The sequence below is a fragment of the Mesorhizobium sp. ANAO-SY3R2 genome, from assembly GCF_042466635.1.
Taxonomy (GTDB): Bacteria; Pseudomonadota; Alphaproteobacteria; order Rhizobiales; family Rhizobiaceae; genus Aminobacter.
The window spans coordinates 1,720,233-1,733,303 of record NZ_CP159955.1 but is presented as its reverse complement, the minus strand read 5'-3'; the positions used below and the strand labels follow the sequence as shown (position 1 = coordinate 1,733,303).

Here is a 13,071-nt window from a genome sequence, read left to right as displayed (position 1 = left end):
CGCCCCCATTCTATCCCGCTCGAAACCCTGTCGGCCTTTTAGGCAGAGCCGGCGTGAAGCGGAAGTCACATTCCGTTTCGCTCCGTATCAGCCACAGGGGCACGAAATAGCGGCAGAATTGCACGTCAGGATTGAAGTGAAGTTACTCTGCGGCCGATTTCTTCTTCGCTGCCGCAGCGTCAGCGAAACGCTCGCGCAACTGCTTGCCCTTGCCCGGCAGCGTCTTTTGCCGAGCCCGCCCGAAAGCCAGCGAATCGGCCGGCACCTCGTCGGTAATCACACTGCCTGAGGCCACATAGGCGCCAGCTCCGATGGCAATCGGCGCGACGAGCGACGAATTCGAGCCGATGAAGGCGCCTTCGCCAATGTCGGTGAAGAATTTCGAATAGCCGTCATAGTTGCAGGTGATGGTGCCCGCCCCGATATTGGCGCCGGCGCCGACCCGCGCATCGCCGATATAGGTCAGGTGATTTACCTTGGCGCCCTTCTCGATCGTCGCCTTCTTGACCTCGCAGAAATTGCCGACCTTGGCCTTCTCGTGCAGGTCCGCCCCGGGCCTCAGCCTCGCGAACGGTCCGACCTCGGCGCGCGGCCCGACTTTCGTGCCTTCGAGATGGCTGAAGGCATGGATCGTGGCCGAGGCGGCAACCTTCACTCCCGGGCCGAACCAGACATTCGGCTCGACCAGCACATCGGTGCCGATTTCGGTATCATGCGAGAAATAGACGGTCTCCGGCGCAATCAGTGTGGCGCCATCGAGCATCGCCTGACGGCGGCGGCGCTTCTGCCAGATCGCCTCGGCTTCGGCCAGTTCGGCGCGGTTGTTGATGCCGAGCACGCTTTCAAAGGCGGCTTCGGTCGCCACTACCTTGAGCCCGGCTCTGTCGGCAAGCTCGACGATGTCGGTGAGGTAGAATTCCCCCTTGGCGTTGGCGTTGCCGACCTGGTCGAGCAGTTTCAGCGCCTGAGACCCCGACACCGCCATCAGCCCGGCATTGCAGAAGCCGATCTTTCGCTCGTCGTCGCTGCAATCCTTGTCCTCGCGGATGGCAACCAGGCGACCGTCCTTCTCGATCAGCCGGCCATAGCCGGCAGGATTCGGCGGGCGGAAGCCGATGACCACAACGGCAGCGCCTTCAGCCAGCTTTGCCCGCGCAGCAGCGAGCGATTCAGCTTCGATCAACGGCGTGTCGCCGAACATCACCAGCAGGTCGTCATAGCCGCGTTCGATCGCATGGCGTGCTGCCAGCACCGCATGCGCAGTACCCAGCCGCGCCTTCTGCTCGAACACTTCCGCCTTGGGCGCGAAGCCTTCGGCCGCCTTTTTGACCTCGTCGCCGCCATGGCCGACGACCAGTGCGATATCGCCCGCGCCGGCTGCCTCGGCCGTCGTCGCCACATGCGCCACCATCGCAAGCCCGGCAATCTTGTGCAGCACCTTGGGCATGGCGCTCTTCATGCGCGTGCCTTCGCCGGCGGCGAGGATGATCGACAGGCAGGTTCTTGAGGTCATGGCGTCGTCCGGAGTTCTTCGAAGGCGGCTGGAATCGGCCACCTTTCTAGCATTGCTGGCAATCCGCTCCAATGCGCGGACGATTCGGGCCTGAATGGGCTACCCCAACTGGCCAAGCACCGGGAAGCGCTCGAGCAGCCAATAGGAGGCCGCCTGCACGCCTCCGGTCAGGAACAGCACCCCGGCCATGACCAGCAGGCCGCCGATGACCTTTTCGACCTTGCCGAGATGCACCTTGAACCTCGACAGGAAGCGCATGAACGCTCCGGAGAACATGGCAGCGATCAGGAAGGGGATGCCGAGACCGAGCGAGTAGACGGCCAAGAGAGCGGCGCCCTCGGCGACAGTCTCGCGGCCGCCGGCAAGCGTCAGGATCGGGCCGAGCACCGGCCCGATGCAGGGCGTCCAGCCGAACGCGAAGGCGAGGCCCATGAGATAGGCGGCAAGATTGCTCGCCGGCTTGCCCTGCGAATGAAAACGCGCCTCGCGCGAAAACAGCGGAATGCGCAGGATGCCAAGGAAGTTGAGACCCATCAGGATGATCAGCACGCCGGCAGCCATAGCCAGTGGCTCCTGCCAGGTGCGCAGCAGCTGTCCGATGGTCGAAGCACCCGCGCCCAACGCGACGAAGACGGTGGAGAAACCGAGAACGAAACAGACCGATGCGGTCAGCAGCGCGCGCCTGGTCGGCGAAGCCGTCGCCAGCCCGGATTCGACCTTGAAATCGTCGACCGAAACGCCAGCCATATAGCAGAGATAAGGCGGCACCAGCGGCAGCACGCAGGGCGACAGGAAAGACAATGCGCCCGCGCCCAGTGCGCTCAGGTAACCGATATCCAATGCCATGCCAAAATGCTCCGCGCTGTTTCAGGCGCCGCATATAGCGGGCTCGATGCTGCCGTACCAATCACCATTCTGTGGCAGGTCGAAGGGCCGCATGCCCGGCCCCTCGATATTCTGGAGCATGATCCCGAACCGAAGGCCCGCGCAGCGAACGGTGGGAACCAGCCTTCGGAGAGGATCGTGCTCCGATTCAGCGCCGCAGCGCCCTCAATTATTCATGGATCGTGTATTCGCCGAGTTCGCAGAGATTCTGCTTGTCGGTGGTCGTGTCGAGGTCGGAACCTTCCTCGAATTCGAATCGCATGTCGTAGTCGCAAGCGCGACGGCCATCGGCGATGGTGATCTGCATCGTCTCGCCGGGCGCCAGCGTATCGCGGCCGAAGATATCCTCTTCCCACTTGTCGACGCCAACCGGCGACGCGTAGAAATTGGTCAGCACAGATTTGGTGCCGTTCTTGAGCGTAAAGACCAGATCATCTGCCTGTGCGACAGCCGGAAGAGCCGAAACGGCCAACACCGAAGCAACGGCGACTTTCAAAAGGGTATGCATTTATCAATGTCCAGATCGATAGGCAGCCCGATATTGGGCAGTTTCGTTTAACAGTACGGCGTTGCGCCAGCAACATCAGTGCCGGGCAATATTGCCGGCACCGAGATCGCAACCCGGTGACGTGAAACTGTCTGTTGGAGATCACGTTTTTCCGGTTGACCCGTGGAAGCGCTCTCCCTATGTTCCGGCCCAATTTCGGGGCCACAACGCGGCCTTCGGGAGCGCGTAGCTCAGCCGGTAGAGCAACTGACTTTTAATCAGTAGGTCCAGGGTTCGAATCCCTGCGCGCTCACCAAATTCTGACTCCGTTAGCGGCCTATTCTGACAACGGCTTTTTTTCGGCTCTCCAGTCGGAGTCGCGCCCCAATGCGGCGCTGCTTAACGGTAGCCTGAGCATACGGCAGCATGGCCGCATTCGATATGTGTCCGCTCAATGCGCGAATTTGCGCATCCGTCAGGCCTGCGTCTGCGGCCTCTGTGCTGCCTCCATGTCGCAAGCCCAAGAAAGTGACACTTGAATCAAAGCCAGCCAGTGTCATGACGTCCCGCACCCGATGTATGAAATTGTCTATGATCCACGGGAGAATAGTCTTTTTAGACCTGTCGGGTGCGTCCCGCACAATGATCAGGTCACCTCTCCGCGCCTCACTATCTAACCTTTGCATCAATTCAGGCCAAAGCGGGGTTCCGCCTTCGTCGTACAGAGGAAGGTCCACTAGCTGCCCGGTCTTGTGGTGAAAAATTCGCACGAAGTCGGGTGCATCGGACGGTCGATAGTGCTGCCACGATAGACGCGAAATGATATCCTCTTCGCGCTGCAACCAAAAGAATGCGACCATCGCCGCGGTGCCTATTGACCGTTTGTTCGCCATATCGACGCATCTAACAATGTGCATCAACTCATCGAACCCAACCGGACGAGTGGCCTTCGCGCTATAATTTAATCCCATCCTGCTGAATGGGTTCTCAAACGGCACCAGCGCTGGTTGGATACGATGAGCGACATTCCAAGCACGTCGACAGACGACCATCGCATGATGAGCCGTCCGTGGTTGTTCCACACCATTCCTCTTCTTCGCAGCCGCTTCTCGGATGAGCAGATCATCGGGATTTTGAAGGAGCATGGGACCGGGGTATCGGTCGCGGATTTGTGCCGCAAGCATGGCGTGAGCGATGCCTCGATCTACAAATGGAAGGCCAAATTCGGTGGTATGGGCGTGTCCGAGGCGAAGCGGCTGAAGAGCCTTGAGGACGAGAACACACGCATGAAGCGGCATTTGGCCGATGCCATGCTAGACAATGCGGCATTGAAGGATCTGTTGGGAAAGAAGTGGTGACGCCCGCAGCCAAGCGGAAGGCTGCCGCTCATCTGAAGGCTGCCTTCGGGATGAGCGAACGGCGGGCGTGTAAAGCCATCGGCTGTTGCCGCATGACGGTGCGCTACGAGACCGCGCGGCCCGACGATCGCCAACTTCGGGAGCGGATAAGGGAGATCGCGCGCGAGCGCCGGCGCTTCGGCTATGCTAGCCACCAGACGCAAGGCTGCCCATCCGCTCTGCCGAACGCTGCGCTTAGCGTCGGGCCAAGAGTCCATACCGATCGTTGCCGTCGAGGCCGGTGAACGTGGTGATGTTGGCCAGTCCCTCTATGCTGGTTGGGGGGTCGGTGTTTTCGATTGTGATGAACTGCACCTGATCCTTCAGGCTCGCCAGGTGCTTGTAGAAGTTTTCGGCAAGAGTCGTCGCCTTGAGGGCAAGCTCGTCTTCCGTCAGAGCGCCGTGCTTTTCTGAACGCATCGGCTCCCTATAGGTCAGCAGAGGCGTATCCAGCGCCAAGAAGCCCGGATGTGGCAGCTTTTTTCGATGCGGTAAACGAACAACGCGACGTTGAAAGCTGCGTGGAGAATTGCCCGGACGCCCTTGCCGTTCGATGATCGCGGTTTGCCGCCGATCATAATGTCGTTGGTCAACAGGTCGAACTGGGCCTTGTCGGCATCCGGGAATTTCCACTCTTTGAGGACGGCTTTCACCGATGCACCGAAGGCAAACGCAACGGTGGAATCTGGCCCTACTGCCAACGCGTCACCTTCCCGCTTGGTGCTCTGGCCATCGATTTCTTCCCTGCTCGCGACAAGTTCGGCACGGCGCGTGTAAACGTCGACGACCCTCTGTAGGTCCGCCCTTGCCGAAGCATAGGTCTCATAGTTACTTCGCGCCATGGCTTCGAGCGGCCTGTCGTTTTCGATTTGGCTGTCGATTTCCTCGATTTGGTCAGTCAATTCCTTGACTACCCGCCGGAGGCTGGCCGCCTCGCCCCGCAGTGCTAATACGGTCTGGGTAAGCTCGCACTGCTCGACTTCGATCTTGCGGGTTTCGGCCGCTGCGGCCGCGTGCGCCAACGCGATCTCTCTACCCCCGTGGTCGTGAACCTGAGCCTCAGGTGGCGCCCCGCATATCGGGCATTCCCTGTCCGCCAACGCTACCAGGACATAACCACCCTCTTCGATGGACCGTAGTCGCTCGAGATCGGACGAATAGACGGCATTGAGACGGGCGAAGCGCTGCAATGTGACATCGAGCTCGTCGAGACGCAGCTCATTTTCCTGCCTGCGATCGAGAAGAGCCCGGCGCCTCCGGATCAGGTCATCAAGCTAAGACTGGGCCAGGCGCAACCGGTCCCATAGACCTTCCGAACTGTTGTCCAGACGATCGAGCTGAACGTTGATCTCATCTTCATCGGCGACATCTTCACCAAGTTGTTCGTCGAGCTTGCCGATCCACTCGTCGAGCAGTTCGATCTTAGCGGCCTTGGCCACCTTCTTATCGCCCGGCTTCTGAACCTCCACCGTTGCGGAATCGTCGATCCCGGTCAGCAGCAGCTTGAAGAGATTTTGCTCCAGAGTGCGTTCGGTCGGTGCTCCGGAATAAAGCACGGGGCTCCGCTGGGCGATGATCGCCTCTTCAGAAACCACGGCATACCAGCCAGGCCGATGGCCTCGAGCAGAAGCTGGGAGACCGTGTCACTTCGCCTATGGTCATGTTGACCGAGAAGGGACGTACCTGTGAGTGTCCCGGCGGCCTTGACCAGACCATCGTACTTCTTGAATGGCCCCCCGCGGGAGGCACGGTAAAGTGTAATCTCGTTTCCGTCGGGCAGCGTGAGGCCGAGCCACACTCCATCGTACTTGGCGACCTCTTCCGTGACAGGCAGATTCTTCACTGCGCCCATCATAAAGAGAATGGTCTGGGCGGTGAACGACTTGCCAGTGTTCGAAGCGCCATAAAGGATGTTCAACCCATCGCCGAACGTGAGTTCGGCGTCAGGCACGTTTGGCCCGGTAAAGGCCAGATGTCGTAGTCGGATACCCCTCATATGATACTCGAGCCAGTTGGGGCTTCATCTGCGCGGAATTCCGCTGTCCAACGCCCGATACGGTCATCGATCAATTGGCGGAGCTGCGCCGTGGTCATATAGGAAAGTTGACGCGCCATCCACCCGGCACGCTGCTTGAGCGCGACGGAATACGGGGTGCGCAACAGGTCAAGATAGCTGGGAGCGTCTTCGCCGGCGGCGAATTCGACGCCCGCTTCAGTGTCGAACACCTCGATCAGGTGAAACTGCTGCATCAGTCGCAGGCTTCGCTCGACGAGCTGACGCCGGACCAGCAATTCACCTACCCTGTTGGGAAGATCAGGATGCAGGCTCTCGGGCACATCGTCGCCATCGAGGTCGCCGGTATGCACCACGAGATGGTCGAGCCATGTCATTTCCATAAGGTCGCAGCGCCTCGGATACATGGCATCAAGCACAACGAGGGCACGGATGCCCGTCTCCAGCGTGCTGTTGAAGGGATGGGCCTGTCTTTTGCTTTCGTCTATGGATGCCAAGGGAGACGCCCTTCGTTTGCGAATTGATGGCAAGTCCCTTGTTTGACCTGGGGGCCCGCATGCTTGCCCAAAATCCCCGAGGCTTGAAGAACGCCAGCGTGCTTCATGACCTGGGACAGTTTGACGAGACCGTCGGCGTGGGGTTCACCATGGACATCGACGACATCAAGATAGATCTCGTCCTTAAAAGTCACGAGATAATCCGCCGGCGTCGAGTCGCGGTAAAAGCGATCGAATGCCTCGGCGTCGAAAAACCGCGTCCGCTGGTCGGTGAAGTGGCGTCCGTATTCGGGGCTGACTGCGGCAGACGCGGCATCGGGGTATGTGTCGGGGCCCTTGGCACCGTAAAGCACCAGGAATTGGCTGACATTGGACGACTCCTCGTCTTGCATTTCGGCTGGCACCACGCCGCGGGGTGCACGACCTGGGTCGTCGCCGAACCATTTGACCAAAGCGGCTTTGCACGCAGGGTCATCGACCAGCCGCCCCGCGTCCAGCCAAGTGAGTTTGGTAAAGTCGAAAGCCATGATGGCGGCCTCGATTTCGGCTGTAAGCGGTACCTTGGCGTTCTCCACCAATCGGTGGGCGATCTCGGCATCCCACACATCGACGAACCTAGACTGCAGCTTTTTGGGATGCGCTATGGCTTGCTGCACGGCCCGCTGGCCCCCTGCGGCGCAACAAACATGTAGGCCCGAGGCACCTTATATTCGCCAGCCGCCGTGTGCATGAATATCTTGCCTAGCTCCACCAGGACATTGGGCATGGATAGGGTGCGGCTTAACTGCTTGCACTAGAAATTGTCCCACTCGCCTTCCATGCGGTGCTGGCCTGCCCCCCTCAGGTGGTCCGGGTTCAATTTTAGTGCATGATGGGTCTTGGCGCTATGGCCGGGGTGGCCGGCGAAGCTGGTCCGGGTTGCGCAGCCGGCCACAGGATCGCTTCCGGCGCAGGCGGTTTGTAGCCCAACGATGAATGCGGTCGCACCGTATTGTAATGTTGCCGCCAGCCTTCGATGACGATCTGGGCCTCCTTCAGCGTGTAGAAGATTTCTCCATCGAGCAGTTCATCACGAAGCTTCGAGTTGAAGCTCTCGCAATAGCCATTTTCCCAAGGGCTGCCGGGCATGATGTAGGCAGTTTTGGCACCGACGGTGGCGATCCATTCACGCAAGGCTTTGGCGATGAACTCGGGGCCATTGTCGGATCGAATGTGGCCAGGGATGCCGCGCAGGATGAACAGGTCGGACAGAGCGTCGATCACGTCGACGGCCTTCAACCTCCGGCTCACCTTGATTGCGATGCATTCCCTTGTGAACTCATCGATCACGTTGAGCATGCGGAATTTCCTTCCGTTGTGGGTGCGATCTTCGACGAAGTCGTAGGACCAGACATGGTTGGGATACTCCGGCCGCAGCCGGATGCAGGAACCGTCATTCAGCCACAGACGGCCTCGTTTGGGCTGCTTTTGCGGAACCTTCAGCCCCTCACGCCGCCAGATCCGCTCGACCCGTTTGACGTTCACCACCCAGCCCGCACGATGCAGCATCACCGTGATGCGGCGATAACCGTAGCGGCCATATTGGATGGCAAGCGCGATGATGTCGGCAGTCAAAGCCGCTTCATCATCCGGTGTCGTTGGAACCTTGCGCTGCGTGGAGCGGTGCTGACCAAGAACCCGGCACGCCCGTCGTTCGCGGACGCCAAGCTCGGCAACAACATGATCCACGCAGGCCCGGCGACGTGCGGGGCTTAGAAGTTTCCCCGCGCAGCTTCCGCCAGGATCATCTTGTCCAGGGTCAGGTCGGAGACGGCGCGCCGAAGCCGCGCATTCTCCGTCTCAAGTTCCTTCAGCCGCTTGACCTGATCGCCCTTCAGGCCTCCGTATTCCGACCGCCAACGATAATATGTAACTTCCGTCACACCTATCGATCGGACCGCTTCCGCAACCGATTTGCCCTGCGAAGTCAGAACATCAACCTGCCGCAGCTTCGTGACGATCTCTTCCGCGCTGTGTCTCTTCCTGGCCATTTCCTAAGTCCTCCATCGGCTCAAAAGCCATACATAAGGGAGGACCACTTTTCAGGGGGCAGACCACATCGTCATTAGCGATCCTTTCCCATAAGCGTGGCAGTGCAGGATTCGGTCCTCCACTGAGTACGTAGTGACCTATCAGACATGTCAGATAGAGCAGGCGCGCCCGTGGCGCGTACAATCACGTTGCCACCCAAACCATGTCGCTTGGTGGCCGCTTTGTCCCGATCGCGGACTCCAAACAGCTCTCGACTGGAGGAGGTTCCCTCGACGCTGGTGTTTCCTACCTCGACTTCCTGATCGCGTCCCAGAACTGAAGCTCGTAAGCACCCGGCTGATGCCGACGCCTGCTGCCTTCGTGCGACGCTCGACATGGCGATGATGCTGAGAGGTTCGGTTAGTCACAACGCCACCTTACGAATCGAGACTTTGAAGCTCGGCGGGCCGGCCGAGCCGATACCACCGCGAAAGAGTACGTGCCCACCCCCAATCCTGGGACACTAGCCAGACGTCGGACGTTCTGATTGGCCGCTGCGTGCCGGGCAGCTTGGGGTGGCCGGACGATAGCCCTGCAAGGCAGGGTGGCCTACCCACCGATCGAGGACAGGAACCTGGCCACTCGTTAGATGCTCAGGCGACGTACCGGCACGGATCTGCTCCAAGTCCGCAACCAACCTCGCCAGACGCGCCACCTCGAAATCGAAGATCGCATCTTGATTGCCGCTGCACTGCCTGAACGTGATCATCAATCGAACTCTCCGGTGGCAGCCAAGGATTCGTTTCGTTCGGATCCCCGGCGATTCTTCAAAATCTGCTCCGTTCCTTATGGCGTCGCCATTCTGGCGTCGAGACGCCAGAAGTTGAAATGTGCAGTCGCGGACTCCTGGATGTGCGCGCGAATCCTCGTTAGAACACCCCCATGCAGGCTTCCTACGACTTCCTCCGCGCTGCGCGCGTTCTGCTCGACATCAGCGCCAAGGACCTCGCCAAGATGGCGGGGGTAAGCAAACGCTCGCTCGTCCGCATTGAATCCCGCGAGCCGGTCCGCCTCGATACGAGCATGCGCGTGCAAAAGGCACTGGAGCAAGCAGGCATCCAGTTCGTGCCGGAAACCGCAACGGACGGACCAGCGATCAGAATCCGAAAGGGTGTCTGAAAGAGAGCATGAAGATCGACAGGTAGCTAGACGTCGACAAGCTCGTGCGCCAATGCAACGAGCACTGGCCCTGAAAAACTGTCATAAGCGCTTCGCCTTCGTCAAAACGAGTTGGACTGCCCTTGGCGCGAGGCCCAGGTTTTTCGCTATGCGTTTGAAGCCGAGCCCCTCTACATGCAGCGCGATGATTGTGTTGGCCATCTCCTGCGCGGGGTCTTCCTTCTTATACTTTCTCTTAAGATACTGATAAACCAACTTGAATCGTGGTTCTCACTTCTATTCCGCTTCACCCGCCAAAAGCCCCTGCCCCAACATTCTCTGCGTCGATCTGAGGCCATACAAATCCCGCCGGACTGCGGTTTTTGGGACGCAAGCTGGTCAACCGCGCCGGCCGAAACTCCGGCTGGGTTGCCGTTTGGCAGATCTTTCGCTCGACGAACGCACCTGAAGCCTATTTGGTATGCGTGGAAGTGACCCGTTGCTGCCATTCGTGTGTGCCGCATCCTGGTGAAGTGGGGGTGGGATGTTGCCACCAATCCCAACTTCGTACTTGACGTGATCCGTAAAGCCGCTGGCGCTGTTCAGAACAGCTAGCCGCAACTGCTAGTCGGTTTCAAACTCGACATCGGAAGACGGTCACGGGGTGGTCTCTCTCCTCCTGCCTTGGCAGGAAACGGGTGGCCATCAACATCCGCAAGTCTGACACTTGGTCATCAACCAAGGAAAGGCCAGACAGATGTTGCCTCTTCTCTATGCGATGCACGTACATGCGTCTAAACGTGGTGATGGCCTTCGCAATGAACTCTTCCGACACCTCGGAGGAACGGCACCCGAAGACCCCAAAACAGACAGTCTCGTTTTGGAAATGAAACGGCGAACGCATAAGCGGCCAGCCCCAAGAATCCGGAACTCAAGTTTGCCGGGGTAGAGCAAACCGGTAATGAGGCGACCCTTCGGGGCGCGGTGGGCATGGGAATGCATCGACTGAGGGCGTGACTCAATTCAAGCCCATGCCCTCCGAAGGTCCGACCAAGGTTAGTAGAAGCGTGGGATCGGGCCGTTCTGCGCCGTGGTGCGGTCACCTAGGTCGATGAATAGCTCGTCGACATAGCACCACCCCCAACCTTCCGGAGGGTCGTAGCCCTCAATGATCGGATGGCGGGTCGCTTGAAAATGCTTGGTGGCGTGTCGGTTGGGCGAGTCGTCGCAGCAGCCGACATGGCCGCAGCTACGGCAGATCCGCAAATGCACCCATGGCGATCCGATCTTCAGGCATTCCTCGCAGCCGAGTGCGCTTGGCGTGACGTCCTTGATGTCTCTCGTATGCCTGCATTCATCCATCACGGTCTCCTCGCCGCTTCAGGCACAACGGTGCGGCCGCCGTTCTGCGCAAGATAGGCATGCAGCGACGCCACCACCTGGGCTCCTTCGCCGACGGCGGCAGCGACACGCTTGATGGAGCCGCAGCGGACGTCGCCGATGGCAAACACGCCACGACGGCTTGTCTCCAGCAGGCCGGTCGTCGGCGTCAGATCCGGTCCGGTGCGCACGAAGCCCTTGGCGTCGAGTGCCACGTCGCAGTCCACCAGCCAGTCCGTGTTCGGGTCGGCGCCAATGAACAAAAAGACATGACTTATGGCGCGTGTCGTTTCCCTCCCGGTGGCATGGTGGCGCCAGCGCACCTGATCAAGATTGCCGCCATGACCTTCGAGCACCTCGATCTCGGTCTCGGTTTGTACCTCGATGTTCGGCTGTGCCGCGATGCGCTCGACCAGATAGCGAGACATGGTCTCATCGAGACTGCCGCGACGTGCCAACAGCGTCACCTTCTTCGCATGGTTGGCCAGATAGACAGCCCCCTGACCGGCCGAATTGCCGGCGCCAACTAGGGCCACTTCCCTGCCCTCGCAAAGGTGCGCCTCAATCGGCGAAGCCCAATAGTGCACCGACGCCCCCTCGAACTGCGCCAGGTTCGGGATCTCGAGGCGACGATAGCGTGCTCCGCTCGCGATCACCACGGTGCGCGTCCGCACGGTCTCGCCGTCACCTACATCGAGCGCGTAGCGGGCGTCTGAACTGTCGGCAGCGGTACTGAGCAGCTTCACCTCGTCGGGTATCACCAATTCGGCGCCGAACTTCTGTGCCTGGTTGTAGGCGCGCGCCATCAGCGCCATTCCCGAAATGCCGGTCGGGAAGCCAAGATAATTTTCGATGCGCGAGGAAGCACCTGCCTGCCCGCCGAAGGCGCGGCAGTCGAGCACGATAGTCGAAAGCCCTTCCGAGGCCGCATAGACCGCGGCCGCCAGTCCGGCAGGGCCTGCGCCGACAATTGCGACATCGTAGACTTTGTTGGCATCCACGGGCCGCAGCAGGCCGAGGCAACGGGCGAGGTCGTTCTCGCGCGGATTGCGCAACAGCTTGCCGTTTGGCGTGAGCACGATTGGCAGGTGGTGCGTATCGATGTGGAAGCGCTCGATCAGGGTCTTGGCGCAAGGATCGGTGTCAGAATCGAGGGCGCGATGCGGCAAGCCGCTGCGGGTCAGAAAGCCCTGCAGCCGCAGCATGTCGCCCTTGCCGTGCGGGCCGATGATGGTCGGCCCGCTGATACCACTCTCCAGGAGGCCGACGCGGCGCAGGATCAGGGCTCGCATGACGCGCTCCCCGAGACTTGCCTCCTGCACTATCAGGTCCCGTAGACGCTGCGAGGGAATGACAACGGCCTCGACCGGTTCGATTGCCTCGGCATTGACCAGCGAGGGGCGGTCCGACAGCTGCGCCAACTCGCCGATGAAGTTACCCGGGCCGCAGTTGATGATCGCCTCGCGCTGGCCAAGTCCGCCATCCTGCGTGAGGTCGGCCCTGCCCGACAGGATGACGATCAGCCCGGGCGACACCTCGCCGGCTGTGACTATACGTTCACCGGTTGCGTAGAATCTGGCCTCACCAAACCGGCGCATGCGCTCGACATCCGCATCGGCCAGCACGAGAAACATCTGGTCACGACGGGCGTCGATGGTCGAGCTTGCGGCAGGAGCCATGTGACGATCGTACCGCTACAGTGGCGAGGTTTGAAGTGGCTTGTTGTGCCA

13 protein-coding genes, 1 tRNA gene and 1 pseudogene are annotated in these 13,071 nt (G+C 60.2%); 3 read left to right on the top strand and 12 right to left on the bottom strand.

All coding sequences use genetic code 11. The features are described from left to right. Positions 1-142: 142 nt before the first annotated feature. The 3 genes from glmU to ABSY17_RS13135 form a co-directional block, all read right to left on the bottom strand. The gene (glmU, locus tag ABSY17_RS13145; protein WP_378951263.1) at positions 143-1,513 is read right to left on the bottom strand and encodes a bifunctional UDP-N-acetylglucosamine diphosphorylase/glucosamine-1-phosphate N-acetyltransferase GlmU; all 1,371 of its coding nucleotides are present in this window, start codon (positions 1,511-1,513) and stop codon (positions 143-145) included. Between the two features lie 99 nt (positions 1,514-1,612). After that, entirely contained in the window at positions 1,613-2,359 is a 747-nt protein-coding gene (locus ABSY17_RS13140) for a cytochrome c biogenesis CcdA family protein (RefSeq protein ID WP_378951260.1), read from the bottom strand. A gap of 208 nt (positions 2,360-2,567) precedes the next feature. Continuing rightward, on the bottom strand, positions 2,568-2,906 hold the full coding sequence (locus tag ABSY17_RS13135) for a hypothetical protein (RefSeq protein WP_378951257.1): 339 nt from the start codon (positions 2,904-2,906) through the stop codon (positions 2,568-2,570). Between the two features lie 219 nt (positions 2,907-3,125). Between ABSY17_RS13135 and ABSY17_RS13130 the strand changes: the two genes are divergently transcribed. Further along, positions 3,126-3,201 (top strand) — tRNA-Lys (locus ABSY17_RS13130). A 742-nt stretch (positions 3,202-3,943) separates the two neighbouring features. Then, positions 3,944-4,428, top strand: a pseudogene (locus tag ABSY17_RS13125) (transposase); the annotation flags it as partial. A gap of 49 nt (positions 4,429-4,477) precedes the next feature. On the opposite strand, the gene ABSY17_RS13120 reads toward ABSY17_RS13125, so the two are convergent. The 7 genes from ABSY17_RS13120 to ABSY17_RS13090 all read right to left on the bottom strand — a co-directional run bounded on the left by ABSY17_RS13120 (position 4,478) and on the right by ABSY17_RS13090 (position 9,420). Then, positions 4,478-4,702, bottom strand: coding sequence for a hypothetical protein (locus ABSY17_RS13120; RefSeq protein ID WP_378951254.1), 225 nt, complete (start codon positions 4,700-4,702; stop codon positions 4,478-4,480). Positions 4,703-4,716: 14 nt separating this feature from the next. Then, positions 4,717-5,472 (bottom strand): hypothetical protein, encoded by a 756-nt coding sequence (locus ABSY17_RS13115; protein ID WP_378951251.1) that lies wholly within the window; start codon positions 5,470-5,472, stop codon positions 4,717-4,719. Positions 5,473-5,556: 84 nt separating this feature from the next. Next, a complete protein-coding gene (locus ABSY17_RS13110) occupies positions 5,557-5,877 on the bottom strand; it encodes a hypothetical protein (RefSeq protein WP_378951248.1) in 321 nt (106 codons plus the stop codon). A gap of 397 nt (positions 5,878-6,274) precedes the next feature. Next, on the bottom strand, positions 6,275-6,793 hold the full coding sequence (locus ABSY17_RS13105; protein ID WP_378951245.1) for an ABC-three component system middle component 2: 519 nt from the start codon (positions 6,791-6,793) through the stop codon (positions 6,275-6,277). After that, complete coding sequence (locus tag ABSY17_RS13100; RefSeq protein ID WP_378951242.1) at positions 6,781-7,449, bottom strand: ABC-three component system protein; 669 nt, start codon at positions 7,447-7,449, stop codon at positions 6,781-6,783. Before ABSY17_RS13100 ends, ABSY17_RS13105 begins: the two co-directional genes overlap by 13 nt. Positions 7,450-7,654: 205 nt before the next feature. Beyond that, positions 7,655-8,823, bottom strand: a protein-coding gene (locus tag ABSY17_RS13095) for an IS3 family transposase (protein WP_378942677.1) whose coding sequence is annotated in 2 segments (ribosomal slippage) — positions 7,655-8,559 and positions 8,559-8,823 — 1,170 coding nt in all. Because the reading frame shifts where the segments join, the coding sequence is not laid out codon by codon here. Positions 8,824-9,240: 417 nt separating this feature from the next. After that, positions 9,241-9,420 carry a DUF6634 family protein gene (locus ABSY17_RS13090; protein WP_378951240.1) on the bottom strand — a complete coding sequence of 60 codons (180 nt, stop codon included), beginning with the start codon at positions 9,418-9,420 and terminating at the stop codon, positions 9,241-9,243. 325 nt (positions 9,421-9,745) lie between these two features. Here ABSY17_RS13090 and ABSY17_RS13085 point away from each other — a divergent pair, with 325 nt between their 5' ends. Next, complete coding sequence (locus ABSY17_RS13085; protein ID WP_378951237.1) at positions 9,746-9,982, top strand: helix-turn-helix domain-containing protein; 237 nt, start codon at positions 9,746-9,748, stop codon at positions 9,980-9,982. Positions 9,983-11,017: 1,035 nt separating this feature from the next. Here ABSY17_RS13085 and ABSY17_RS13080 read toward each other — a convergent pair. Both ABSY17_RS13080 and ABSY17_RS13075 read right to left on the bottom strand, forming a co-directional pair. Continuing rightward, the gene (locus tag ABSY17_RS13080) at positions 11,018-11,323 is read right to left on the bottom strand and encodes a UBP-type zinc finger domain-containing protein (protein WP_378951234.1); all 306 of its coding nucleotides are present in this window, start codon (positions 11,321-11,323) and stop codon (positions 11,018-11,020) included. Next, entirely contained in the window at positions 11,323-13,020 is a 1,698-nt protein-coding gene (locus ABSY17_RS13075; RefSeq protein ID WP_378951231.1) for an FAD-dependent oxidoreductase, read from the bottom strand. Before ABSY17_RS13075 ends, ABSY17_RS13080 begins: the two co-directional genes overlap by 1 nt. Positions 13,021-13,071 lie beyond the last annotated feature (51 nt).